Below are 22,874 nucleotides of genomic sequence, written 5' to 3'. Positions count from 1 at the left end.
TGCGGCCCTTCTCGCCCTTCTGTGGACTGCCTGAGGTTCCCGGCTGTTTATCCCCGCCGGAAGGCTTACAGGGCTTTCTGGGGGCAACTGGAGGGCGTTCGGGTTCAGTCCGGAAGATGTCGAGGATTGAAATTGATTTCCTGCGGATGCGCTGCATATTCAGGCCTCCGTATTTCTGGATTTCTCGGCCTGTTCATTCAGCCATTTCCGGACATCATCCCAGTACCAGAGGGTGGCCGTCCCCACCTTGAAGGGTTTCGGAAAGGTTCCCTCGCTGACATACTGCCGGATGGTGGAGCGCCCCAGACCAACCGCCGCGGCCACATCTTTAAGCCTTGCTGCAAGCCGAACCTGTTCCTTCGCCTCTGGCTCGATTGTGATTGTTTCCATATTGATGATTCCTCCATTCTGTTCATCAGGCGGCCGTCCTTATCGCCGCCGCTTGAATCTTCAGCCGGAGGGATCCCCACACGCGCAAGCCGTACAGCAACGCATGGGCGCCCCCGGCAATATGAAGGGTATGTGGAGGAATTCAATAAAAAAATATGGGTACCCATAGCTTTAAATGTGGGTACCCATAGCTTTAATTATGGGTGCCCATAATTTCCGACACCCATAAAAGTTTTTCAGTCTTCAGTTTTCTTCTGCGGCCGCCCCGGTTTTACCCGCCAGTTGCTCACCTTTCCCATAGCTTCCTGAACATTCTGGGAAAAAATGCATTTTCCATCCTCACCCACAAAATTCTTCTTCAAATAATCCCGGATGGCCGCGTTTGTTCCGTTCCTGTTCGATCCATACCGCCGGACATGAACAAACGCTTCAATCATTGCAGCCAGTGGGAGAGTAGCAGCTGCGCCCGCCTGTTCCTTTGTGGTTTTCAAAAGCTCGCGGACATCCTGCACCGTTACGCCCCGCCCCAGATCATCATCCTCGCCGGCGCCGCCCCCGGAAGGCGCTGCTGCTTGCTGCTTCCTTAGTTCGTCCCGCTCCGCGGCCACAGCTGCGAGCTGCGCCTTTAGTTGGTCTATCTGGGCCTCCATTTTTTTGATATTGGCTTGCAGTTGCGATATTTCTTCAAGGGATCGCTTTCCGGCGGTGCCAGAATCATTAGAGCCTTCGACAACCAACCCAAAAATAGGGGCATTTAGCGCCAGAGGTTGGGGGCATTTATTGTTGGGCGAAGCAGTGCTTACGAAATTTTTAGCAAATTCATAGAACCATGGAATCGGGAACTCGATATCTATAAGCCTCCTGCCCTCTTCGTTTGAAAGGTCAGAGAAATCGTAAAAGTGGAAAGCGCTAATGATATCGAAAGTTCGTAATTCTTCACTCCATGGAGCATTATTTTGCTTTTCGATAGCACCCCAGAACGCGGCAAATATTTTTACGAAATTTAGTAGTTGTAGGAAAGCCACCCCGCTAAAAGCACATTTCCAATAACCAACCTCACGCGTTAAAAACTCACGGCGAAGCTCCCGGCCCGGGGAACTATTGCTGCCCGAATACATGATTAATTCACGGAAAAAGCCCTTTATGTCTTTATTGAACGCCGGCCCCCATGTTGGGGGAACCCGAGTTTCCGCGTCCGGGTCTATGTCTGCAAGCAGCAGGGCGCCCTCTATCGCCGTCCATCCCTTTTTGGAAAGCCACTTCCTGTGCTGTTCAAGATTCATTCAAGCCCCCTACCCCTTTCACGCCCTCGATCAAACAGATGGGCCGCTCCCCGTCCTGCGGCCGCTTATAAAGGGGTTTCGCAGCACCGCAGGAAAAGCGCCGGGGATCAGTCCGGCGCCGGGAGCGCACCTAGTAGGATTTTATTGTTTAACTGTCCGCGCGGGCACACAGGCGCGCGTCCTCCCCGGGTTTCCTCAGGTTTTAACCGGCTTTCTCGGGCTTTTTCTCGGCTTCCTCAGGTTTTCTCAGGTTTTTAAATCCCAATTGCACGCGTAAAAAATCAGCTAAGGTCGCGGTCTAGAGGCCTTCGCCCGCTACTTTTAGACCCCGGGGGTGGGGTGCAATGGCCGCCGGGCTGCCGGTTTTTCAAAAAATTGATGTTCGTGCGCAAAAATTTGGCTTAGGGCGCGGTCTAGGCAGGTTTTGTTTCCTTCACGGAAAAGACCCTCCACCCCTTTTGTCTGCTTCCGTGCGAAGAATTGCTGCATATACGGGCCAGACCATCCGCAGCAGGGAATCAGGGCGCCCTCGCGCGTCACGCAAAAGCCCAGGCCCTCATTTTCGCCTTCGTTTTTTACTGAAAGTCGTACGCGCGCAAAAACTTGAGCAGGAAGGTCGCGGAAGGTTTGAGTTGGTTTTCAATCCTCCCCGGGGGTGCTTGCCTCGCTGCTCGTCCCCGGGATGGAGCTGCGCCGGTACCCTCTGGCTGTGGCCGCGGGCTTAGTGTGAAAAAATAGGTGCATCACAATCAAGCCTTCAGCGGAGGGGAAAATGAACACCGAAACACAGCACAGGAAGCGGGGCCGGCCGTCCATGTACTCGCCTGTTCTGGCCGCCGTCATTGTTGCCCGCATCAGCGCCGGGGAATCGGAAAGACAGATATGCAGCAGCGAGGGAATGCCTTCGGTTCAAACCCTGAACGCATGGAAGAACAAGCACGAGGATTTTTTGGCCGATACGATTAAAGCCAGAAAGAAGGCCTCTATGCAGTACGACAAGCGCCGGGCTGCGCTGCTTGATCGATTCATGGCCGTTTCTAAAGATATCTATGCCTCCGGCCGGGCCATCCCGGACGAACTCACGAAAACCTACAAGGAAGACATTCAGCGGTTGGCGAGGGAAGCCGGCCTGAGGGATGATCGCCGCTTCAGCCAGAGGAAGAGGATCGAAGGTTGCGCCGGCCAATTGGAGGAAGAGAAAGCCGCAGCGCGGAAGGCTGCACGAAAGGAAGTAGAAAGGATGGAGGAAGCTGAAACGTTTTTAAAAGCCGCCAAATGGAAGAGGATGAACAGTTGGAGGTGGCGATAAGTTTAAATTCACCGCCGGAAAGGCGCCTCAATAAGAGCGGTAAGAAATGTAAAGATCCAACAAAATAAGGCATCTTCACTATTTTTAGTCAACATAAGATGACTTATGTACACTTAATCAAGAAGAAATCATGCCATTGATTCATCACGATTAAATGCAATATAATCAATGCACTGAATTCTTTTCTGAGAGGTGCAGCCATGCCGCGTAAACCGGCCAAACCAAAAAATCCAAACTGGGGCGGAGCCAGAAAGGGCGCCGGACGGAAAAAGATAGGCGAGGGGGTGCAGCGCATTGTCCTGTTCCTTGCGCCGTCCCGCATTGAGAAATTAAAGGCACTGGGCGGCCGCGACTGGCTGAATGGGGCAATTGATGCGGCGCCGCTGCCGGACGCCTCCACGGCCCCGGAAAGACCGGCAAAGCAGGATTGATTTCCTTAACTCTCCGCGCGCCTCCGCGCGAACCGTCCGGAAAACCTATTCACCCCGGCGCCTCCCTCCAGTCCCGGCCGCGGAGGCTGCGGCCTTCTTTGCCCGCCGGCGCCCCCAACACCGGAAAAGCACTGCCCGAATTTCTTTAACTTTTCGCGCGCATGAAGCAGGTTAGCTTTTGTTAGGTTTTCCTGCTCGCCGTCCTTTGCTCTCCCCGTCCGTCCGGCGCTGTGCTTTACTAGTTGCATTTTCACCGCTCCAGATGGGGATGAATCGCAGCTGCCGGAGCAGCAGCGCCTGACAAAAACAAGCGCCGGGATGTAATAGGAAGGAATGGAAAGATAGATAGATAGATAGATAAAAAAATAAATAAATTTTTCCCTTCTATTCCCCCTATATTCCCCCTTAATTCCCCCTTGCTTGTTCAGCTCTAAGCCCCGTCAATACTGCGTTCCCCCTTTTTCCCCCTATTCCCCCCTGCCTTCAGTGCGGAATCTTTGAGAAGCAAAGGTCGGCCCATTCCTGCGTCAGCCTCCTGCGCTCTTCCATGTAGTCGGCCCTGTTGTAGGCAGCGCCTATCTTCGTTTCTATCTTGTGGTGAAGGTTTGCCTCCGCGGCCGCTCGGTCTTTCTTGTTGTCCACCACCCATGTAAGAAAGGAAGCGCGGGCCGTCCCGTGCGGGGTTGGATAGACCGGCGCTCCGGCTCGTTCGGTTTCCTGACGGTCTACAAGCCCCCGCTCAATGCATATGCGCTTCATGGTCTGCTCAAGGATCGCGTTCGTAATGTGGGCGCCCTTCTTCGCCCCGGATGGAAAGACATAGCCGCCCCCATTCAGGCCCATAGTCTCATTTTCTTCAGCCTGGGCTTTCAGCAGCTGCACGGTTTGAGTGGCAAGACAAGCCGTAAAGTCTCCGTTGCCCTTTACCTTCATTTCGGACGCCAGATAGCGCACTACGCCCTTTTCCAAATCCACTGCGCCCCACCTCAGCCCTATCGCGTTTTCTATTCGGACATTGGCCAGAATTGCGTACATGAGCGCCCGCGCCGCCGTTCCCTTCCTCTGGTGAAGCTCTGCGAATAAATCAGGAATCTGCCGCCAATCCACCGCCCCGCGGTGCCCTCCCTGCTGCCGCACCTTCCCGTTAATCAGCGTTATTTGCTTCAAGTTCACCGGGTTTGATTTGTTTCTGCGGAAGCCCGCTACTGTGGCCCAGTCGAAAAACTTTCCCAACAGCGCTAAAGCCTTTCTGGCCGTCTCCGGGCGCTCCAACCACGCAGCCTTCGCCGCCCGGGCTACATCCGAAACTGTCGCTTCCTCAACCGAAATCGAACCCAGTAGGGGCATGATGTGGCGCCGTACCCTGTTGGGTTCGGTAAGCCGATACTTTTCCCGGCTCCAGTTGTCCCTCTGGGCCTCTATAAATTGTTCAAACAGTTCGCCTACAGTTATCGCATCATGTGCGGCCGCAAGCCGGGCCTGTTTGTCCGCAGCCTTCTTCTTTCGTTCCTCTTCCCGGGGATCTATTCCGTTTAGAAGCTGCGCCCTGAGCCGCGCCGCCTGTTCCCTCGCGGCCTTCAGCGTCACCTCCGGATAGAGCCCTAGTCCGAAGGTTTTGTTTTCACCGGAGCGCCTGTAGGTGTATTTCCACCGCGCCGTCACTTTCGGCACGCAGCGCGCCCAGAGAGAAAGCCCCGGTACTTTTCCGTCCGATATGTGGCTTTCACGCCCCTTTGTCTTTGTCTCTTTAATGAAGAACTCAATGGCTATTACCGTCAGGTCTTTTGCTTTTCTCATGTCGCAGCGTTTCTCCGGGACTACTTAGGGGACTACTTAGACATGATAGCTGTAGGCAGTTATCCACAGCACGCAACGGCAACTGAAAAATTCAGAATTCTTTTAACCTGATGTTTTTATTTATCTTCACAGCACGCTGTGGAATTCCACAGCAACGTGTTTGGCGCTAGTCCCGGGCACCACTGCTCCAGCGTTAAGCGGACTTCCAGTCCGGCGGTTCCAGATGAACCGCGCGATCAAGGATCTACGGCATCGGCCCTAGATCCTTTTTTGTTGCCTGAGGTTCCGCTATTGTCGCACAAAGGCCGCGGCCGGGACTGCGGGGCAGGGAAAAACGCCCCCGGCCCCGAATCCTCAGCCCTCCCGCAGCTGCACGCTGCAGACGAGCTGCAGGTCGAGCGCCTCAAGGGCCCGGGCCAGAGTGTCGATTTTCGAGGCGTGCCCGAGATTGAGAAGCCGCGAGGCCTCCTGCGGGAGAATGCCCATGCGCCGCGCGAGCTCCGAGGGGCGGGTCCCCGTCCTGATCATGTCGTTCACGAGCAGGATCTTCACCCCGAGCGACGGGGCCAGCCGCACGAGCTCTTCGCCCGGCTGGGGGGCCGAGGGCTCCGGAATGAGTTCGCCTCTGGCCACGCAGGCCTTCATCGCCCCGATGAGCGCGGCGTGCACGCCGTGCAGCGCCTCCTCGAGGCTGCGGCCTTCGGAACCCGCGTTCTCAAAGTCCCTGAAGCGCACGCTGTAGACGCCGTCCCGGCTGAGCTGGAAGAACGCCGGATAAGCGCTGAAGGCCTTCATCGCGTCTCCTCTGACCCTCCGCCGCCTTTCAGGACGCCTCTCCGAGCCGCTTCTCGCGCAGCTTTTCCACGCCGAGGTCGTCGTACATCTCGAAAGGCTGGTGAATCCAGGGGTCGCCCTTCAGGTAGGAGACGTAGTAGTCGGGCCTGAAGGCGCTGCGCTCCTTCCACCAGAGCACGGCCACGCGCACCTCGGTCACGGCGGGGAAGTTCTTCTTCAGGCTCTCCACGACGCGGCGGATCGTCAGGCCCGAGTCCACCATGTCGTCGACCAGCAGGAGCCTGCCCCTGATCTCGCCGGTGCCGGTGATGCGCGAGCTGATGCTGAGCTCTCCCTGCGTGCGGCCGGCGTCGGCCCGGTAGGAACTCGTCGAGAGGACGTTGAGGGGGCGCGACATCACCCGCGAGAAAATATCCCCGGGGCGCATGCCGCCGCGGGCAAGGCAGAGCAGGGAGTCGAACTCCCAGCCGCTGTCTGCCACCTTGAGCACCAGCTGCTCGTTCAGATCAATGTAGTCCTGCCAGGAAACGAATAAATCGGCCATAGGAAAAAAATTGCCAGCAATCGGATGAAAGAAAAGACCCGGCGGCCTCCCTTACCTCGGAGCCGCCAGGCCCTCAATGATAGCGGGCGGCCGGCGCGGAGGAAACTGCCCTCCCCGCGCACGGCCCGCCCCGGCGAACGGCCTTCAGGCCTCGAAGGGGTCGTGCAGCAGAATCGTCTGCGCGCGGTCCGGGCCGGTCGAGACGGCGGCGATCGGGCAGCCGGCGACCTCCGAGAGCCGCTCGAGATAGCGGCGGGCCGCCTGCGGCAGGTCGTCCCAGCGGGTGATGCCGTACGTGCTCTGCTTCCAGCCGGGGAAGTCCTCGTAGACCACCTCGCAGCTGGCAACCTCCTCGGCGCCGTAAGGCATCACGTCCAGGGCCTGGCCGTCCTTTTTGTAGCCCACGCCCAGGCGCACGGTGTCGCACTCGTCCAGCACGTCGAGCTTCATCACCGCAAGCCCCGTGAGGCCGTTGATCTCCACGGCGCGGCGCAGCGCCGCCCCGTCGAACCAGCCGCAGCGGCGCGGCCTTCCGGTGACCGCCCCGAACTCATTGCCGCGCTGGCGGATCTTTTCGCCCTCCTCGCCGGTGAGCTCCGTGGGGAAGGGGCCGGCGCCAACGCGCGTGCAGTAGGCCTTCGTGATCCCCAGCACATAGTTGATGAGGTGGGGTCCGACGCCCGCGCCCGAGGTGGCCGAGCCCGCAACGGTATTCGAGGACGTGACGAACGGGTAGGTGCCGTGGTCGATGTCGAGCATCGAGCCCTGCGCCCCCTCGAACAGGAACTGCCGGCCTTCGGCCATCAGGCGGTTGAGGGTGTGGGAGACGTCGGTCACCATGGGCTTGAGCCGGGGGGCGAAGGCGAGCGTCTCGTCGATCACCTTCTGGGGATCGAGCGGCTCGGCGTGCAGATAGTTCTTCAGCACGAAGTTGTGATAGTCGAGCGCCCCGCGCACGCGCTCCTCGAAAAACGGCTCGTTGTAGAGGTCGGCCACGCGCACCGTGCGGCGGGCCACCTTGTCCTCGTAGGCCGGTCCGATGCCGCGGCCCGTGGTGCCGATTTTCTTCGCCCCGAGGTTGAGCTCGCGGGCGTGGTCGAGCGCGACGTGATAGGGCATGAGCAGCGCGCTGTTGCCCGAGACATGCATGCGGTCCTCGGCGTCAAGGCCGTGCTTTTTGAGCTCGTCGAGCTCGGAGAAGAAGGCCGAGGGCGACAGCACGACGCCGTTGCCCAGGAAGCACTGCACGTCCGGGTGCATCACGCCCGACGGGATCAGACGCAGCACGGTCTTGTTCCCGTTCACGACAATGGTGTGGCCGGCGTTGTTTCCGCCGTTGAAGCGCACGACGCCATACACCCTGGAGGTCAGCCAGTCGACGATCTTTCCCTTGCCCTCGTCGCCCCACTGAGCTCCGACTACGACTACGTTTCTAGCCATCTCTTCTTCTCCCTAGTCTGTGCCCGCCGCGGTGCCCTTCACCGTCCAGCGGCCATCCTCAAAAACAATCCGGTGAGTGAGCCGGAAGCTCTCCGAGAGCCCCTGCGGCTGCTCGCCGGGCAGCAGCTGGACGACAATTCCCCCCTGCTCCCGGATTCTTTCAATGAGGCTGCCGAGCGCCGGGTCTTCGGAGGCCGGGGCCGTCGTCGCCTCGGGCAGCTCCGCGTCATGCAGCGCGGCGTACTCACGCATGTAAATGGTAAACCCAACGGCCGGGCGGTAGCGCCCGAAGGCGAGCCCGATGCCGTCGTAGCGCCCGCCCCTCAGGATGGGCTCGGGCAGGTCCTCGAGGATGCCCGCAAAGGACACCCCCGTGTAGTAGTCAAAGCCCGTGACCGAGCTGCCGTCGACCGTCACCTCGTCGGCCCCGCAGCGCTCGGTGAGCCAGCGCAGCTCCCGCACGGCCTCGAGCGCCTCGGGAAAGCCCGCGCAGACCGATTCGATCTCGGCGAGGGACTCGGTGCCGCCGTAGATGAGGCAAAGCGACGCGAGCGCGCGGCGGGTGCTCTCCGCGAGCCCCTCCGAGGCCGAGGCGAGCTCCGAAGGATCCTTGTCGCCCAGCGCGGAGACGATCTGGCGCTGCGCCTCGGCGCTGAGGGCGGGGTCGGACTTGAGGACCGCCCGCACAATCCCGGTGTGCCCGAGCACGAGGTGCACGCGCGGCACGCCGATCCTGCGCAGCACCTCCGAGGCGAGCTTCACCATCTCGAGGTCGCTCTCCCGTCCGGTCGCGCCGAACATCTCCGCGCCCACGACATAAGGCTGCCGGGTGGCAAGCGGATGCCGGGGCTTGGCGTGCAGGACCGAGCCCGCGTAGCACAGCCTCGTGATCCCCGGCCGGTTCAGGATGTGCGCGTCGATGCGGGCGACCTGCGGCGTGATGTCGGCGCGGAAGCCCGCAAGGCGGCCGCTGCTTTCGTCCACGAACTTGATCGTGGAGCGCTCGAGCCGGTTGCCGGAGCCCGTGAGCAGCGAGTCGAGAAACTCGAACATCGGCGGCCTGATCACCTCGAAGCCGTGGCTGCGCATGATCCCGAGCGTCAGAGCCCTGAGCCGCTCGAGCTCCCGGGCCTGGCGCGGCAGCATGTCAGAAATATGGTCCGGTAAAAGCCAGTTTGTCATCGAAAAGTCCCCTACTTGCCCTCAGCCCAAGGAAAGCGTCCCGGTCTGCAACAGCCACACCAGCGCAAGCCCGCTGGCGACCCCCAGGGCGCCGATCCACCTGAGCGTGGACTCCGGCACCTGCTGCAGCCTCTCGAGCGCGCTTTTCCAGCGCGCAGGCGCCACCATCGGCATGAAGCACTCAAAAATCACTGCGAAGCCCAGCGCGCAGAACAGCTCATTGACTCCCATCGGGACGCCCTCCCTGCCGCCCGGCCTCTGCTCCGGCGGTCTGCATGGGCTCGGGGCGCCCGCTGCGCCGGGTTTCAGCCCTCGCCGCCGCGAGCCTTGCGGAGAACCCCGAGAGACCGGGGCGGCTGTCGAGCCGCCCGTAAAGCCTGTCGGCGGCGGCATCGGCCGCGGCCCTGAGATCTCCGGCCTGCCTGAGCGCGCTCTCAAGGGTCTGCTGGGCCTTCGCGTCGGCCTGGGCGCGCAGCGCCTGGGCGCTCTCGCGCTCGAGACGGCCCGAGGCGCTGATCTCCCCGCTCCATATCTTCGAGGTGCCGGCCATCGCCTTTTCAAGGCCGCTCTGGCTCATGCGGATGCCCGACACCCGCACGGAGTCGAGCGACACGCCCTGGCCGAGGAGGCTTTTCTGCGCCTCGGCGAGCACCCGCGCCGCAATCAGCCCGTCGCCGCGGCGCACCAGATCGGCGTCTCCGAGCCCGCTCAGAACGCTGCGCGAGCTCTCGCTCACCTTCTTGGAAATGCCCCGGGCGGTTTCCGAATCGCTGCCCCCGAAGCTCTTCCACCACAGCGCGGGATCCGACACGCGCCAGACGACGTCGTAGCCGAGCGCGGGCAGCTCCGCCCCGCCCTCGGGCTCGTCCGAGGAAACCGAAAGCTGCTGGCCGCGCATGTCGACCATGACGACGCGCTCGACCGGATCGGGCAGCTTGGCGTGGATGCCCGGGCTCGCGCGCACGGCCCTGAGCTGCTGCTGCCAGCCGATCACAAGGGCGCTGCGCCCCTCCTCGACCGTAAAGAACGAGAGTCTTGCGAGCAGCCCCAGCACAAGCGCTGCAAGGAGCAGGACGATCGCCTTCTTCATCTTCACCGGCCTCCGTTTCTCAGGTAAGCGCTGCGGTCCTCAGTCGTGTCGCGGTCTTCGGCCGCCGGGGACGAGGCCGCGGCCGCCTTCCCCGCCGGGGACGAAGGCGCGGCTGCGGCCGCGCCGCGCGCGGGGGCAGAGGCTGCGGCTGAGGCCGCTGCCTTCTTCGCCGCCGCAACCTCGGCGGCCGTCACCGCGGGCGGCCCCTCCTTTGCGTCGGCCGGCCCCTGGGCGTCGGGCTTCTTCGAGCGGATCACGGCCATGATGTCGGCCGCGCCGGCCTCTGAGAGCTCGCCAGGATTGGGCAGCGAGGCCGCCATCGCGGCGTTCCAGGCCCGCTCGAGCGCGGCCTGCCGGTCAGCCTCCGGAAACGGCCGGCTGTAGAGGTAGTCGAGGAACTCCGAGTCCGCCTGCGCGACATGCGTCACGCGCTGCTGGTAAGACTCCGCGCTTTCCAGGATGCGGCGCGCCGTGCCCGTCGAGAGCGTCTCGGCGAGGCCCGCCCAGCGCTGGGCGGCGCGGAAAGCCCCCTCGTCGGCGCCCTCGGCCTTCTGGGCGCTGTCGGCGGCGCTCTCCACCTTCACCGGCAGCCTCACGTCGCTGATGGTGACCGACTCGATCTTCACGCCGAGCCCCAGGGCGTCGGCCTCAGCCTGAACCTCGCGGGCGAAGTCCGCGGAAAGAAGCGCCGCGCGGCCCTCCATCGCGTCGCTCACGGTCATGTCGCCGAAGCTCTGGCGCATCGCCCGCCTGAGCGCGGAGCTGATCGCCTGAGACGGGTTTGAAACGTGCTCGAGGTAGCTGCGCACGCCCTCGGGCGCGACCTTCCACTGCACGGCGCCCCTGGCGCGCACGAGAGCGCCGTCTGCCGTGAGCAGGTAGCCCTCGGAGCCCGAGCCGGAGAAGCTCACCTCGCTTTTGCGCATGAGACGGGTGTCCACCATGCGCACCTTCTCAAAAGGCCAGGGCAGATGCCAGTGCGTGCCGGGCCCCACGAGCTCGCGGAAGCTCCCGGTCGTGTAAAGGGCGGCGGTTTCGCCGGCGGGCACGGTGTAAAAGCCCGCGCCGAGATAGGCGGACAGTCCGAAAAAAACGGCGAGCCCGATGAGCGCAGGCAAAATGGTGCGGCCCCTGCCCGGGGCCCCGCCGCGCGGCGCGGAAGGGCGCTGCTGCGGGCGTTTCTCGCCGGGCCGCCGCCCGCGCCCCGTGTTCAGGCCGCGCAGCAGCTCGTTAAACGCCTGCCATTCCGCCTCGAGGTCGCGGGCGCTGCGCCGGGAGTCCTCGCTGCCGGAGCCTTCCGCGCCCGGGCCTGCGTCCCGGGCGCCCCGGGGCGCGGGCGCGCGGGAGCCTTCCCCAGACGAGTCCGACGGGGAGCGCGGCGAGGGTTCACGGGAATCCTCGCCTGTCTCGTCGCGCTTGTTTTCGTGAGGAGAAGCCGCTCCGTCCTTGTCTTCAGGCTCGAGGCGGCGTCCCCAGCGGTTGTCGTCTAGTGGCATAAGAAGGTCTTGTCTTGTTTCCTGCGGGCCCGCGGGGCCCGCCCTGTCTGCGGAAGTCTAGCACCGGAAGGCGCCCGCTCACGGGCTGTCCGCCGGGGGCTCGCCCGTCTTCCCGGAGGCGAGCGCCCGGCGCTGCTCGGCCTCGAGCTTCGCCCGCTCCCAGGGCTCGAGCTCCCGGGGCTGCACGCCGTTGTCGCGCCGCCAGCTCTGCGCCGCCTCGAAAAGGGCGGCCCGAAGCTCCTCGATGCCTTCGCCGGTCAAGGCGCTCACCCCCACCGAGACGATCCTCCCGCCCTCGCCGCGCACGGTTCCGAGCACGGCGGGCGCGAGATCGGCCTTGTTGTACACGATGATCGAGGGCACGTCCGCGGCGCCCACTTCCTTGAGCACCTGGTTCACGGAGTCGATCTGCTCCTCGCGCACCACGCTCGAGGCGTCGACCACGTGCAGCAGCAGATTCGCGTGCACGGTCTCGTCGAGCGTCGACTTGAAGGCCTCGATCAGCTGCGTGGGCAGGTCGCGGATGAACCCGACCGTGTCGGAGAGCACGACCATCTCGCCGCCGCCCACCCAGCAGCGCCGCGCCGTCGTGTCGAGCGTGGCGAAAAGCTGGTTGGCGACATAAGCGCCGGAGCGGGTGAGGCGGTTAAAGAGCGTGCTCTTGCCCGCATTGGTGTAGCCCACGAGGGAAACGGTCATCTGCTCGCCGCGCTGGCGGGAGCGGCGCTGCGTGTCGCGCTGGCGCGAGAGCCTGCGCAGCTGCCCGCGCAGGATCTTGACCCGCTCTGCGATCATGCGCCGGTCGAGCTCGATCTGCTTCTCGCCCGGGCCGCCGGTCTTCGAAAGCCCCCCGCGCTGGCGCTCGAGGTGGGTCCAGCCGCGCACGAGCCGCGTCGAGAGGTGCTCGAGCTTCGCGAGCTCCACCTGCAGCCGCCCCTCGCGGCTTTTGGCGCGGCGCTGAAAAATCTCAAGGATCAGCTCCGTGCGGTCGAGCACGGGCAGCCCCGAGGCCCGCTCGATGTTGCGCTCCTGCGCGGCCGACAGGGCCGTGTCGAACACAAGGACCTCGGCGCCCGCCCCGCGTGCGAGAGAGGCGATCTCGGAGATCTTGCCGCTGCCCAGATAAGTGGCCGGGTCGGGACGGTCGCGGTGCGCCTCGGTGAGGCCCGCCGCCTCCATCCCGTCGGAAGACACAAGAAGAGAAAGCTCGCCCGCGGCATCGGGGCGGCTGTCGCGCCCCGTGCGTATGCAGACGAGCCAGGCCTGGGCGGGACGGCTGTCCCGCTCCTGATCAATTTGGAAAACGGTCAGCTTAGGACTCCGGAGCGGTTACGGTGATGTTCACCGGACGGGTGGGAACCACCGTGCTGATGGCGTGCTTGTAGACCATCTGCGTCACGGTGTTGCGCAGCAGCACCACATACTGGTCGAAAGACTCGACCTGGCCCTGCAGCTTGATGCCGTTGATCAGATAAATGTTGACCGGAATGTGCTCCTTGCGCAGGGCGTTGAGGAACGGATCCTGAAGAAGCTGACCTTTGTTGTTATTCGTCATTTTGTTCTTATCCCAGCACTTGTATCGCGCTTGTTCTTCGTGTCTGTGGCCGCCCGCCGCCCCGGAAGCGGGGCGGAGAAAGGCCGCTCAGCGGCGAGCCGCCTTGCCCTCTATGATACTGCCCCCGGAGAGAATGCTGAGGCGCCGGTCCAGATATTTTTCAAGCTCCGTGATCATCGAGGAGATGCGCTCGAGATCGTTGCTGCCGAGCACGAGCCCGCGCAGCCCCGCCAGGCAGTCCTCGATTTCGAGGTTGGTCTCGCGCAGCCCCTCGAAATCCTCGGGGCTGCGGGGATCCTCGGGCTGCCTCGCGCAAAGCCTCTGCAGCTCCTGCAGCCGGTCGAGCACCACCTCGTTTTTCTCGGCCGAGACGAGCTGCGCCACGCGCGCGCGCCAGATGGTGGTGGCGCTGGGCCGGTCCGCGATGGGCACGCCCCAGCAGATCTTCGCGAGCAGCAGCGTGATCACCGGATGCAGGAGCACCGCGGCGAAGGCCGCGCCCGAAAGGAACCCGGCGACCACGGGGTGCCGCAGCACGACGAAGGCGACCCCCAGGCCCGCGATCGCCACGGTCATCACGGCCACGCCGAGCGGCAGCCTGAAGGCCCCGAGCCCGGTCGCATCGCCCGGGAAGCGGCGCGGCGCGACCAGCTCCCGGGTGAGCAGCGCCGCGGAGGCCGCGAAAACCACCGCCACCGCGTAAAGCAGCGTGTGGTCCGGGTTGCCCTTGGGCGCGCCCAGCCAGTGCACCAGCAGGAAGGAAATCACAAAAACCACGGCCATCGCGGCCCAGGCAATCACCGATCTGCTCTTCTGCATGGTTGTTTTCTCCCCCGGGGAGCGGCCGCGGCCTCAGCCCTTCCTGCGGCCGGAGCCGCCGTCGCCCTGAACATAAGGATTGCGGTTCACGCGGAACTCGATCCGCAGGGGCGTGCCCGCCAGACCGAACTGATCCCGGAACCAGCTTTCAAGATAGCGCCTGTAGCTGTCGCCCACCGCCTGCAGGGAGTTGCCGTGGATCACGATCACCGGGGGATTGGAGCCGCCCTGGTGCGCGTAGCGCATCTTCGGCCTGACGCGCCCGGCGCGCGGGGGCTGCTGCCTCGCCACCGCCTCGATGAGGCTGCGGGTGAGCTTCGGCGTCGAGAGCTTCGCCTGGGAGGCCTCCCAGGCCTCGTGCACGGCCTGCATCAGGTGATTGAGCCCGTTGCGCTTGAGCGCCGAGATGTGCACGAAGCGGGCCCAGTGCAGGAACTTCAGCTTGAGCTCGAGCTGCAGGTCGAGCTGCTCGCGCTGGTAGCGGTCGAGCCCGTCCCACTTGTTGATCGCGACCACGAGGGCGCGGCCCGATTCGAGCGCGTAGGCGGCGATGTGCGCATCGTGCTCGGCCACGCCCGCCTGGGCGTCGATCACGAGCACGACGACGTTCGAGTCGGCGATGGCCTGCAGCGTCTTCACGACCGAAAACTTCTCGATCGCCTCGAAGACCCGGCCCTTCTTGCGAAGGCCTGCCGTGTCGACGAGCGTGTAGGCGCGGCCGTCGTAGTCGAAGTCGACGTCGATCGCGTCGCGCGTGGTGCCGGGCATGTCATAGGCGACGACGCGCTCCTCGCCCAGCAGCGCGTTCACCAGCGTGGACTTGCCGACGTTCGGGCGCCCCGCGATGGCGACCCGCACGCGCCTGGGGCCGTCCTGCGGCCCGGGCTGCCCGGCGCTTTCCGGCTCCTGCCCGGGCTGCGGCGCAAACCGGGCGAGCACGTCGTCCATGAGCGAGCCGATGCCCTGGCCGTGGGCGGCGGAGATGAGGTAGGGCTCGCCGATACCCAGCTCGTAGAACTCGGCCGCCGCTGACGCGGGCAGCCCCTCGGCCTTGTTCACCGCGAGGTAGACCCGGCGGCCCGACTCGCGCAGCGTCTGCGCGATCCGGTGATCCTGGGGCGCGAGGCCCGTGCGCGCGTCGGTCACGAAAATGACCGCGTCGGCCTCCTCGATCGCGAGCTCGGCCTGCGAGGCCATGTGCTTGACGATGCCCTCGGGCCTCACCGGCTCGAAGCCGCCGGTGTCCACCACCAGGTAAGGCACGGGCCCCACCTTCCCGGTGCCGTAGTGGCGGTCGCGGGTGAGGCCGGCGAAATCAGCGACGATCGCGTCACGGGTTCGTGTCAGGCGGTTGTAGAGCGTGCTTTTCCCCACGTTCGGGCGCCCGACGAGAGCAATGACCGGCAGCATAAGCGTGCGGCTCCTAAAAAGTCAGTGATCGTTGCGGGGTCAGCGGGCCCTGACGAGCGCCACCTCGCCCTTGTTGGTCTGGAAGACGGCCCCGTCGCCCACGGCCACCGGGTTGGTGACCACGGCCCCGGAGAGCCGGCCGCGGCCCTGCTCCGAGCCGGTGAGGGGGTCGAGCAGATGCACGTAGCCTTCAAAATCCCCGCAGGCGAGGTAGCGGCCGAGCGGCACGGGCGAGCTGTTGGCGCGGTAGGTCATCGTCGCGTTCTTCCAGAGCTCGGCGCCGCTGTCCTTCGAATAGGCGTGGATGACGCCCTTCGAGTCCACCACATAGACCGCGCGGGAGTCGGCCGTGGGGCCGGTCACGGCGTCGACCTTGGCCGACCAGCGCGTCTCGCCGTTGCGGCTGCTCATGCAGGTGAGCCGCCCCTGATAGGTGGCGGCGCACAGCAGCCCGCCTGTGACCAGCGGGGCGCCCACGACGTCGTTGAGCCTCTCGACCTCGGTGATGCCCGAGGGCTGGGAGATGGCCGCCTCAAGCGCGGGCTTGCCCGCCATCGACACGCCGATCAGCTTGCCGCCGGCATTGCCCACCAGCAGCCCGTCGGCAAAGAAGATCATCTGGCGGGGAGCCCGCACCGACAGGATCGGGACCTGCCCCTGGTAGCGCCAGACCTGCTCGCCGGTTTTGGCCCGGAAAGCCGTGATGCGCGTGTCCGAGGTGTGCACGATCACAAGGTCGCGGCCGACCAGCGGCGGCATGTCCATTTCCGCTGAAAGCGTCTTGCGCCACAGCTCCCGCCCCTCGGCCGAAAAGACCACGACCTGGCCGTCGGCCGTCCCGAGGGCTGCGTAGTAGCCGTCCGAGCCCACCCCGGAGGTGACTTCCGACTTCACCCGCGCGCTCCAGACGAGGCTGCCGTTGGACGGATCGATGCGGCTGAGGCTGTCGGAGCCGGCCGCATAGATGGCGTTGGAGGTGACCGCAGGCGTGAGGAAGCTGTTTTCGGACTTTCCGACCCGCACGCTCCATGCCGCTGCGGTCTGAGCCGAGCCCTTGAGTCTCACGAGATCGGCCGGCTCGTGCGGAGTCCCCGACCTGAAGAGCGAGGAGCAGCCGCCCAGCAGCAGCGCCGAGGCCAGCGCAGCGGCAAGCGCGGAGGCGATTTTCTTATTCATCGGCATCATCCCTTTCCAGATAACTGTTGTTCTTTCCGGCGCCCGACGGGTCCGCCGCCCGAAGGCGGCGGGGACGGGAGCGCGCGGCCGTCACTTCGCGGCCGCAGCGGCGGGCGACGAGGCCGCAGAGGAAGCCGCCGCAGAGGAGGCCGCCGCAGAGGAGGCCGCCGCAGAGGCAGCGGCGGCCGGCACGGCTTCATCCGCGCCGGGCAGCGACTCGAGCTTCATCTGCAGGAACTGCTCGAAGGGCTCTCCCTTCTGGGTGGCGGCAAGCGCCTCCGTCCAGGCCTTCTTCGCGTCATCCGTGCGGCCAAGCGCCTGGTAGACGTCTCCCAGCCGGTCGTTCACGATCGATTTCTCGGCATCGGACTTCGGCTTGAAGGCCTGCAGGAGCTTGAGCGCCTCGTCGGCCTTCTTTTCGTCGAGCAGCAGCCCCGCGAGCCTCACCCGGGCCACGGCCTCGAACTCCTCGCGGCCGGACTTTTCGACCACCCAGCGCAGCTTCTCCTCGGCCGTCTTCTCGTCGCCGGAGTCCATCGCGGAGCGCGCCGCCGCAAAGGCGGCGAGCGGGCCGAACACGGTCGAGCCGTACTGGTCCATCAGGCCCTCGGAGAGCGACTTAATGTTCTTGTCGTTGTGCGTGAGGATCGCCTGCTGGAGCTGCGAGTAGGCGGCCGAGGCCTTCGCCGTCTGGCGGTGCTTGTACCACCGCCAGCCGTTGAAGCCGGCGAATCCAAGGCACACGACGATGACGACCACCATCACCGGGGTGCCCCACTTTTCCCACCAGCCCTTCAGGTTGTCGATGGACTCCTGTTCCTCAAGGTTATAAGCCATATCAAAGATCCTTGGTGTCGATGACGAGAATCTCGTCAAAAATCATACGGGCCGCCTCATCGGCCGGCACGGTCCTCTGGCCGGAGAACGCGCTCTTTTCGGGCATCTCGCGCAGCGGCTTGATGGAAACCTCGCCCGCGGCGGCCTCGCTCTCGCCCACGATCAGCGCAAACTGCGCCCCCGAGGCGTCGGCCTTCTTCATCTGGCTCTTCATGCTCGCCTCGCCGCCGTGCACGATCGTGGCGACGCCCAGGTCGCGCAGCTCCTCGGCGACTTCGACCGCCGGGTCGAGCGTGCCCTCGCCGCAGTGCACGACGTAGACCGTGCAGTCGGGCTCGGACGGATGCACGCCGAACTCCTTCATCAGCTCGAGCACGCGCTCGGCGCCCATCGCGAAGCCGACGCAGGGCGCGGGCTTGCCGCCCAGGATTTCCATGAGCCCGTCATAGCGCCCGCCTCCGCAGATCGTCGCCTGGGAGCCCAGCCGGTCGGTGGTCCACTCGAACACCGTGTGGCTGTAGTAGTCAAGCCCGCGCACAAGACGCGGATTGATCACGTAGTCCACGCCGGCGCGCTCGAGCTGCCGCTCGAGCGAGGCGAGGAACGCCCGGGAGCCCTCGCCCAGATAGTCTATCAGCCGGGGCGCGGCCTCCACGAGCTGCTGCATGTCGGGATCCTTCGTGTCGAGGATGCGCAGCGGATTGAGATAGAGGCGGTGGCGCGCAGTCTCGTTGAGGGCGTCGAGATGCGCCTCGAAGTACTTGATGAGCGCCTCGCGGTGCGCGGCCCGCTCGGCGGGCTCGCCCAGCGTGTTGAGCTCGAGCTTCACCTCGCGGATTCCGAGCTCTTTCCACAGCCTCGAGGTCATGAGGATGAGCTCGGCGTCAACGTCAGGCCCGGCGAAGCCGAGCGCCTCGCAGCCGAACTGGTAGAACTGGCGGTAGCGGCCGCGCTGCGGGCGCTCGTGGCGGAACATCGGGCCGAAGTACCAGACGCGGCGCGGGGCGTCGTAGAGGAGGTTGTGCTCGATCGCGGCCCTCACGATGCCGGCCGTGTTCTCGGGGCGCAGCGAGAGCTTCTCGCCGTTGAGCGAGTCCTCGAACGAGTACATCTCCTTTTCCACCACGTCGGTCGCCTCGCCGATGCCGTGCGTGAAAAGCGCTGTCGGCTCGAGCACCGGCGTGCGCATCGGGCGGTATCCGTAGGATGTCGCCACGTCGCGGACCGTGTCCTCGAAGAAAGTCCAGATCGCGCTGTCGCCCGGCAGCATGTCGTTCATGCCCGTGACAGCCTTGATTTTTGCTTTGGACGCCATGGTCTCAGTTTTCCTTTTGATTGTTTCCCTGCTTCGGCTGCTGCGCTGCGGCGCCGAAAGTGCGCTGCACGTATTCTTCCAGAATCCGGTTGAACTGGCCGGCGAGGTCCTCGCCCTTGAGCGAGGTCCTGCGCTCGCCGTTGATGAAGACGGGCGCGACCGGCGCCTCGCCCGCGCCGGGCAGCGACAGCCCCACGTCCGCGTGGGCGGACTCGCCCGGGCCGTTGACCACGCAGCCCATCACGGCCACCCTCATGCGCTCGACGCCGGGGCAGCCCGCGCGCCACTCCGGCATGCGCTCGCGGATGTATTCGCCGGCGCTTTTGGCCAGCCGCTGGAAAAGGTCGCTCGAGGTGCGCCCGCAGCCCGGGCACGAAGTGACCTCGGGCATGAACGAGCGAAGCTCAAGCGACTGGAGGATCTGCTGGGCGACCAGCACTTCCTCGGTCCTCGGCTCGCCGGGACGCGGGGTGAGCGAGACCCGGATGGTGTCGCCGATGCCGCGCTCGAGCAGGATCGCAAGCGCGGCGCTCGAGGAGACGATCCCTTTCACGCCCATGCCCGCTTCCGTAAGCCCCAGGTGCAGGCAGTAGCTGCAGCGCGCCGCGAGCTCGCGGTAGATCGCCACCAGGTCGGGCACGCCCGAGACCTTCACCGACAGCACGATGCGGTCGGCCCCCAGCCCCACTTCCCGGGCCCTGCGGGCCGACTCCAGGGCGCTTTCAATCAGCGCCCGGCGCAGCACCGCCCCGGGACCGAGCGGGGAGCCCTTCGAGGCGTTCTCGTCCATCATCCGGGCGAGCAGCTCCTGGTCGAGCGAGCCCCAGTTCACGCCGATGCGGACCGGGCGGTCCTCCCGGCAGGCGATTTCAACCATGCGGCAGAAATGCAGGTCGCGCGAGGCGCCGCGGCCCACATTGCCCGGATTGATGCGGTACTTCGACAGGGCGCGGGCGCACTCCGGATAGTCGGCGAGCAGCTTGTGGCCGTTGTAGTGGAAGTCTCCCACGAGGGGCGTGTGCAGGCCCTGCCTGTCGAGCCTGTCGCGGATCTCGGGCACCGCGCGAGCGGCCTGCGGCGTGTTCACCGTGATGCGCACGAGCTCGGAGCCCGCGCGGGCGAGCTCCGCGGCCTGAGCCGCGGTCGCCTCGACGTCGTCGGTCGGGGTGTTGGTCATCGACTGCACCACCACCGGGGCGCCTCCGCCCATCACGACATCGGCGTCCTGCCACCTCACGTGAACCCGGGGGGTGTGCCTGCGGGGAGGCTTCACAATCGCTTCAGCGGTCATCTTGAGCGGATCCGTCAGTTCATCACGAAGCGGGCGACGCTGCCCTTCGAGTAGGCCGAGAGGTCCACCGGCTCGCCGTTGAGCGACACCGCGCAGCTGCCGGTGTTGCCCACCGTCGCGCGGATCGGGAGCCGGCCGGTGAAGCTGCGCTCCTCGCCCGCCTTCATCTCCGCCTGCACCAGCACGCGGCCGTCGGCGTCGACCAGCTTCACCCAGCTCGCGCCGATCGTGCGGATCTGCACCACGCCCTGGCCCGGAGCGGCGCCGCTCTGGGCTGCGGCTGCGGCTTTTTCACCCGCGGCGGGAGCCTGGGCGGCGGGAGACTGGGCGGAGTCAGAGGCCGCGCCCTGGCTTTCCCTGGCCGCCTCCGCGGCCTGATCGGCCAGCGCGGAGGCGGGGGCCGAGGCCGGAAGTGCGTTCGAGGGAGACCTCGGGCGCTGCAGGGCCGCAATGTTGGAGCCCTCGTTTTGCGTCACCTTCACCGCCTCGATGTCGCTGCCGCCGAACTTCTCGACCAGGTCGTGCCCCCAGCCCGCCCAGGCGAGCAGCGCGAGCACCACGACCACCGCGAAGGCGATCAGGACCCTCAGTCCGCGCTTGCGCGCGCTCGCATGGAACTCCACGTCCTTGCGCAGCCCGTGCTCGGGCACCGGGCTGCTGTGCACGAGGTCCGCCGGCGTCCCCGAGGAGGAGGCCGGGGCGTAGGCCTTCATGTAGGCCTCGATCACCGGCTTCGGATCGGTCTCGGTCACCCGGCAGATGTCCCTGATGAAAGCGCGCACGTAGACCGGCTCGGGCAGCAGGCGCATGGTCTCGGCCTCAAGCGCCTCGAGCTGGTTGCGGCTGATCTTCGTGCGGCTCACCAAGTCGTCAAGCGACAGGCCCGCGTTTTCGCGGATCTGCCGCAGCATTTTCCCGAAGCCCGCAGCCGGGGCTTCATCCTTCACTGCCACCTGGGCGTTGTTCTCAGTCATTTTCCTTTCCGGCCGCATTCAGAATCGACGCGGCTTCCTTTCTCTGCCGGATCAGCCGCACCGCCCGGTTGGTCCGGTCCTTCACCTGACCCGCGAGCTGCCCGCAGGCGGCGTCGATGTCGTCGCCGCGGGTTTTGCGGATCGTCGTCACGATGCCCGCGTCGTTCATCCTGCGCTCGAAGGCGAGCACCCGCTCCCGGTCGGTCTTCGCCAGCCCCGAGCCCGGGAAGGGATTGAACGGTATCAGGTTCACCTTGCAGGGCACGCGCCGCACGAGGCTCACGAGCTGGTCGGCCTGCTCGAGCGAGTCGTTCACGCCGCTGAGCATCAGATACTCGAACGTCACGTAGTCGCGGGGAGCGTACTTCAGGTAGCGCCTGCAGGCGGCCATCAGGTCCTCGAGCGGATGCTTGCGGTTGATCGGCATCAGCTTGTCGCGCAGTTCGTTGGTCGGCGCGTGCAGCGACACGGCCAGGGCCACCGGGGCGAGCTGCGCGAGCTTGTCCATCTGGTTGACGAGCCCGCAGGTGGAAATCGTCACGCGGCGCCTCGAGATGCCGTAGGCGTGGTCGTCCATGAACAGGCGCACCGCGGGCACCACGGCCTCGAGGTTCTGCAGCGGCTCGCCCATCCCCATCAGCACCACGTTGCTGATCATGCGGTCGTTGGGATTGTCGGTGCCCGCCTCGCGGCGCAGCTCGCGCTCGGCCCAGAAGAGCTGGCCCACGATTTCGGAGGTCTTCAGGTTGCGGGCGAAGCCCTGCTTGCCCGTCGAGCAGAACAGGCAGCCCATCGCGCAGCCCGCCTGCGTCGAGATGCAGAGCGTCCCGCGGTCGTCCTCGGGAATGTAGACCGCCTCGACGGCGTTGCCGCTGCCCACGTCAAAGGCCCACTTGCGGGTGCCGTCCGAGGAGATCTGCTCGCGAATCGGCTCCGGAGGGCGCACCTCCGCGAGCTCCTCGAGCTTTGCGCGGAAGCTCTTCGCAAGATTCGTCATCCGGCTGAAGTCGCTCTCCAGATTGCGGTGGATCCATCTTGTGAGCTGCACGGCCCGGAAGGGCTTCTCGCCCAGCCCGTCGCACCATCTGGTGAGCCCCTCGCGGTCGAAGTCGAGAAGGTTGATTCGCTCGGCAGCCATTGGCAGTCGGCCTCCAGAAAAAGAGAAACGCGCCGGCGGGAAGGCCCTTCTCCTCCAAAAGGATTCCGGGCCCCGCCGCCGGCGGGAACGCTTCAGAAATTAACGGGAGTGAATCGCGAGCGTCGGGAAGAAGTACGCGATCTCGCGGGCGGCCGTTTCGGGGGCGTCGGAGCCGTGCACGGCGTTCGCGTCGATCGACTCGGCGAAGTCGTGGCGGATCGTGCCGGGGGCGGCCTTCTTCGGATCGGTGGCGCCCATGAGCTCACGGTTCTTCAGAATGGCGTTCTCGCCCTCGAGCACCTGGATCATGACGGGGCCGGAGGTCATGAAGGCCACGAGGTCCTTGAAGAAGGGACGATCCTTGTGCACTTCGTAGAAGCCCTCGGCTTCGGCCTTGGAGAGCTGGCGCATCTGGGCGGCGACAATCTTGAGGCCGGCGTCTTCGAAACGGGTGTAGATCTTGCCGATCACGTTCTTGCGGACAGCATCGGGCTTGACGATGGAAAGGGTACGCTGAATAGCCATTTTGTTTCCAGTAAAAAAGAAAAAACAGGCAGGGCGGGGACGCCGGCCCCGCGGGGGGCCGGAAGCCGCCTCGCCGC

The 22,874-nt window shown here is 65.0% G+C and carries 23 protein-coding genes; 2 read left to right on the top strand and 21 right to left on the bottom strand.

Going from position 1 to position 22,874, the window contains the following annotated elements:
• Positions 1 to 159: 159 nt before the first annotated feature.
• Positions 160 to 390, bottom strand: a complete 231-nt coding sequence (locus tag MUN46_RS04800; RefSeq protein ID WP_243376160.1) for a helix-turn-helix transcriptional regulator — start codon at positions 388 to 390, stop codon at positions 160 to 162.
• A 236-nt stretch (positions 391 to 626) separates the two neighbouring features.
• Positions 627 to 1,673, bottom strand: coding sequence for a hypothetical protein (locus tag MUN46_RS04795; RefSeq protein ID WP_243376159.1), 1,047 nt, complete (start codon positions 1,671 to 1,673; stop codon positions 627 to 629).
• A 772-nt stretch (positions 1,674 to 2,445) separates the two neighbouring features.
• On the opposite strand from MUN46_RS04795, the gene MUN46_RS04790 reads away from it, so the two are divergent.
• Both MUN46_RS04790 and MUN46_RS04785 read left to right on the top strand, forming a co-directional pair.
• Positions 2,446 to 2,982 carry a terminase small subunit-like protein gene (locus tag MUN46_RS04790; protein WP_243376158.1) on the top strand — a complete coding sequence of 179 codons (537 nt, stop codon included), beginning with the start codon at positions 2,446 to 2,448 and terminating at the stop codon, positions 2,980 to 2,982.
• Positions 2,983 to 3,182: 200 nt separating this feature from the next.
• Positions 3,183 to 3,413, top strand: a complete 231-nt coding sequence (locus MUN46_RS04785) for a hypothetical protein (protein ID WP_243376157.1) — start codon at positions 3,183 to 3,185, stop codon at positions 3,411 to 3,413.
• A 483-nt stretch (positions 3,414 to 3,896) separates the two neighbouring features.
• Here MUN46_RS04785 and MUN46_RS04780 read toward each other — a convergent pair whose 3' ends face one another.
• The 19 genes from MUN46_RS04780 to ndk all read right to left on the bottom strand — a co-directional run bounded on the left by MUN46_RS04780 (position 3,897) and on the right by ndk (position 22,797).
• The gene (locus MUN46_RS04780; protein WP_243376156.1) at positions 3,897 to 5,210 is read right to left on the bottom strand and encodes a tyrosine-type recombinase/integrase; all 1,314 of its coding nucleotides are present in this window, start codon (positions 5,208 to 5,210) and stop codon (positions 3,897 to 3,899) included.
• A 354-nt stretch (positions 5,211 to 5,564) separates the two neighbouring features.
• Positions 5,565 to 6,005: a type II toxin-antitoxin system HicB family antitoxin gene (locus MUN46_RS04775; protein WP_243376155.1), complete on the bottom strand. Its 441-nt coding sequence runs from the start codon at positions 6,003 to 6,005 to the stop codon at positions 5,565 to 5,567.
• Positions 6,006 to 6,033: 28 nt separating this feature from the next.
• The gene (locus tag MUN46_RS04770) at positions 6,034 to 6,549 is read right to left on the bottom strand and encodes a phosphoribosyltransferase (protein ID WP_237980417.1); all 516 of its coding nucleotides are present in this window, start codon (positions 6,547 to 6,549) and stop codon (positions 6,034 to 6,036) included.
• Positions 6,550 to 6,693: 144 nt separating this feature from the next.
• Complete coding sequence (locus MUN46_RS04765) at positions 6,694 to 7,989, bottom strand: adenylosuccinate synthase (protein WP_243376154.1); 1,296 nt, start codon at positions 7,987 to 7,989, stop codon at positions 6,694 to 6,696.
• Between the two features lie 12 nt (positions 7,990 to 8,001).
• Complete coding sequence (locus MUN46_RS04760; RefSeq protein ID WP_243376153.1) at positions 8,002 to 9,171, bottom strand: ATP phosphoribosyltransferase regulatory subunit; 1,170 nt, start codon at positions 9,169 to 9,171, stop codon at positions 8,002 to 8,004.
• A gap of 21 nt (positions 9,172 to 9,192) precedes the next feature.
• A complete protein-coding gene (locus MUN46_RS04755; protein WP_243376152.1) occupies positions 9,193 to 9,402 on the bottom strand; it encodes a DUF2065 domain-containing protein in 210 nt (69 codons plus the stop codon).
• Positions 9,389 to 10,261 (bottom strand): SPFH domain-containing protein, encoded by an 873-nt coding sequence (locus tag MUN46_RS04750; RefSeq protein ID WP_243376151.1) that lies wholly within the window; start codon positions 10,259 to 10,261, stop codon positions 9,389 to 9,391. Before MUN46_RS04750 ends, MUN46_RS04755 begins: the two co-directional genes overlap by 14 nt.
• 2 nt (positions 10,262 to 10,263) lie before the next feature.
• Positions 10,264 to 11,757 carry a protease modulator HflK gene (gene hflK, locus MUN46_RS04745; RefSeq protein WP_243376150.1) on the bottom strand — a complete coding sequence of 498 codons (1,494 nt, stop codon included), beginning with the start codon at positions 11,755 to 11,757 and terminating at the stop codon, positions 10,264 to 10,266.
• Between the two features lie 78 nt (positions 11,758 to 11,835).
• On the bottom strand, positions 11,836 to 13,053 hold the full coding sequence (gene hflX / locus MUN46_RS04740; RefSeq protein WP_243376201.1) for a GTPase HflX: 1,218 nt from the start codon (positions 13,051 to 13,053) through the stop codon (positions 11,836 to 11,838).
• Positions 13,054 to 13,069: 16 nt separating this feature from the next.
• On the bottom strand, positions 13,070 to 13,312 hold the full coding sequence (gene hfq / locus MUN46_RS04735) for an RNA chaperone Hfq (protein ID WP_237980393.1): 243 nt from the start codon (positions 13,310 to 13,312) through the stop codon (positions 13,070 to 13,072).
• A gap of 87 nt (positions 13,313 to 13,399) precedes the next feature.
• Positions 13,400 to 14,131, bottom strand: a complete 732-nt coding sequence (locus MUN46_RS04730) for a hypothetical protein (RefSeq protein ID WP_243376149.1) — start codon at positions 14,129 to 14,131, stop codon at positions 13,400 to 13,402.
• A gap of 33 nt (positions 14,132 to 14,164) precedes the next feature.
• The gene (gene der / locus MUN46_RS04725; protein WP_243376148.1) at positions 14,165 to 15,541 is read right to left on the bottom strand and encodes a ribosome biogenesis GTPase Der; all 1,377 of its coding nucleotides are present in this window, start codon (positions 15,539 to 15,541) and stop codon (positions 14,165 to 14,167) included.
• Positions 15,542 to 15,580: 39 nt separating this feature from the next.
• Positions 15,581 to 16,717, bottom strand: a complete 1,137-nt coding sequence (bamB, locus tag MUN46_RS04720; protein WP_243376147.1) for an outer membrane protein assembly factor BamB — start codon at positions 16,715 to 16,717, stop codon at positions 15,581 to 15,583.
• 90 nt (positions 16,718 to 16,807) lie between these two features.
• On the bottom strand, positions 16,808 to 17,554 hold the full coding sequence (locus tag MUN46_RS04715; protein ID WP_243376146.1) for a YfgM family protein: 747 nt from the start codon (positions 17,552 to 17,554) through the stop codon (positions 16,808 to 16,810).
• A 1-nt stretch (position 17,555) separates the two neighbouring features.
• Positions 17,556 to 18,869, bottom strand: coding sequence for a histidine--tRNA ligase (gene hisS, locus MUN46_RS04710; RefSeq protein ID WP_243376145.1), 1,314 nt, complete (start codon positions 18,867 to 18,869; stop codon positions 17,556 to 17,558).
• Positions 18,870 to 18,873: 4 nt separating this feature from the next.
• On the bottom strand, positions 18,874 to 20,160 hold the full coding sequence (gene ispG, locus MUN46_RS04705; protein WP_243376144.1) for a flavodoxin-dependent (E)-4-hydroxy-3-methylbut-2-enyl-diphosphate synthase: 1,287 nt from the start codon (positions 20,158 to 20,160) through the stop codon (positions 18,874 to 18,876).
• Between the two features lie 14 nt (positions 20,161 to 20,174).
• Entirely contained in the window at positions 20,175 to 21,134 is a 960-nt protein-coding gene (locus tag MUN46_RS04700) for a helix-turn-helix domain-containing protein (protein WP_243376143.1), read from the bottom strand.
• The gene (gene rlmN / locus MUN46_RS04695) at positions 21,127 to 22,272 is read right to left on the bottom strand and encodes a dual-specificity RNA methyltransferase RlmN (RefSeq protein ID WP_243376142.1); all 1,146 of its coding nucleotides are present in this window, start codon (positions 22,270 to 22,272) and stop codon (positions 21,127 to 21,129) included. Before rlmN ends, MUN46_RS04700 begins: the two co-directional genes overlap by 8 nt.
• Before the next feature lie 99 nt (positions 22,273 to 22,371).
• The gene (gene ndk / locus MUN46_RS04690; RefSeq protein WP_237980375.1) at positions 22,372 to 22,797 is read right to left on the bottom strand and encodes a nucleoside-diphosphate kinase; all 426 of its coding nucleotides are present in this window, start codon (positions 22,795 to 22,797) and stop codon (positions 22,372 to 22,374) included.
• Between the last annotated feature and the right edge of the window lie 77 nt (positions 22,798 to 22,874).

It is taken from the genome of Mesosutterella faecium (assembly GCF_022809315.2).
Taxonomy (GTDB): domain Bacteria; phylum Pseudomonadota; class Gammaproteobacteria; order Burkholderiales; family Burkholderiaceae_F; genus Mesosutterella; species Mesosutterella faecium.
The sequence above is the reverse complement of the archived record's forward strand: the minus strand, read 5'-3'. Positions and strand labels throughout refer to the sequence as shown.

What these genes read in the sequence shown, in the direction of transcription:
- MUN46_RS04785 (WP_243376157.1), top strand. Translation starts at nt 3,183, where the DNA reads ATGCCGCGTAAACCGGCCAAACCAAAAAATCCAAACTGGGGCGGAGCC.
- MUN46_RS04780 (WP_243376156.1), bottom strand. Translation starts at nt 5,210, where the DNA reads ATGAGAAAAGCAAAAGACCTGACGGTAATAGCCATTGAGTTCTTCATT.
- MUN46_RS04750 (WP_243376151.1), bottom strand. Translation starts at nt 10,261, where the DNA reads ATGAAGAAGGCGATCGTCCTGCTCCTTGCAGCGCTTGTGCTGGGGCTG.
- bamB (WP_243376147.1), bottom strand. Translation starts at nt 16,717, where the DNA reads ATGAATAAGAAAATCGCCTCCGCGCTTGCCGCTGCGCTGGCCTCGGCG.
- hflK (WP_243376150.1), bottom strand. Translation starts at nt 11,757, where the DNA reads ATGCCACTAGACGACAACCGCTGGGGACGCCGCCTCGAGCCTGAAGAC.
- ndk (WP_237980375.1), bottom strand. Translation starts at nt 22,797, where the DNA reads ATGGCTATTCAGCGTACCCTTTCCATCGTCAAGCCCGATGCTGTCCGC.
- MUN46_RS04775 (WP_243376155.1), bottom strand. Translation starts at nt 6,005, where the DNA reads ATGAAGGCCTTCAGCGCTTATCCGGCGTTCTTCCAGCTCAGCCGGGAC.
- rlmN (WP_243376142.1), bottom strand. Translation starts at nt 22,272, where the DNA reads ATGGCTGCCGAGCGAATCAACCTTCTCGACTTCGACCGCGAGGGGCTC.
- MUN46_RS04700 (WP_243376143.1), bottom strand. Translation starts at nt 21,134, where the DNA reads ATGACTGAGAACAACGCCCAGGTGGCAGTGAAGGATGAAGCCCCGGCT.
- MUN46_RS04800 (WP_243376160.1), bottom strand. Translation starts at nt 390, where the DNA reads ATGGAAACAATCACAATCGAGCCAGAGGCGAAGGAACAGGTTCGGCTT.
- MUN46_RS04755 (WP_243376152.1), bottom strand. Translation starts at nt 9,402, where the DNA reads ATGGGAGTCAATGAGCTGTTCTGCGCGCTGGGCTTCGCAGTGATTTTT.
- MUN46_RS04765 (WP_243376154.1), bottom strand. Translation starts at nt 7,989, where the DNA reads ATGGCTAGAAACGTAGTCGTAGTCGGAGCTCAGTGGGGCGACGAGGGC.
- MUN46_RS04715 (WP_243376146.1), bottom strand. Translation starts at nt 17,554, where the DNA reads ATGGCTTATAACCTTGAGGAACAGGAGTCCATCGACAACCTGAAGGGC.
- hfq (WP_237980393.1), bottom strand. Translation starts at nt 13,312, where the DNA reads ATGACGAATAACAACAAAGGTCAGCTTCTTCAGGATCCGTTCCTCAAC.
- MUN46_RS04730 (WP_243376149.1), bottom strand. Translation starts at nt 14,131, where the DNA reads ATGCAGAAGAGCAGATCGGTGATTGCCTGGGCCGCGATGGCCGTGGTT.
- MUN46_RS04795 (WP_243376159.1), bottom strand. Translation starts at nt 1,673, where the DNA reads ATGAATCTTGAACAGCACAGGAAGTGGCTTTCCAAAAAGGGATGGACG.
- MUN46_RS04790 (WP_243376158.1), top strand. Translation starts at nt 2,446, where the DNA reads ATGAACACCGAAACACAGCACAGGAAGCGGGGCCGGCCGTCCATGTAC.
- hisS (WP_243376145.1), bottom strand. Translation starts at nt 18,869, where the DNA reads ATGGCGTCCAAAGCAAAAATCAAGGCTGTCACGGGCATGAACGACATG.
- ispG (WP_243376144.1), bottom strand. Translation starts at nt 20,160, where the DNA reads ATGACCGCTGAAGCGATTGTGAAGCCTCCCCGCAGGCACACCCCCCGG.
- MUN46_RS04760 (WP_243376153.1), bottom strand. Translation starts at nt 9,171, where the DNA reads ATGACAAACTGGCTTTTACCGGACCATATTTCTGACATGCTGCCGCGC.
- MUN46_RS04770 (WP_237980417.1), bottom strand. Translation starts at nt 6,549, where the DNA reads ATGGCCGATTTATTCGTTTCCTGGCAGGACTACATTGATCTGAACGAG.
- der (WP_243376148.1), bottom strand. Translation starts at nt 15,541, where the DNA reads ATGCTGCCGGTCATTGCTCTCGTCGGGCGCCCGAACGTGGGGAAAAGC.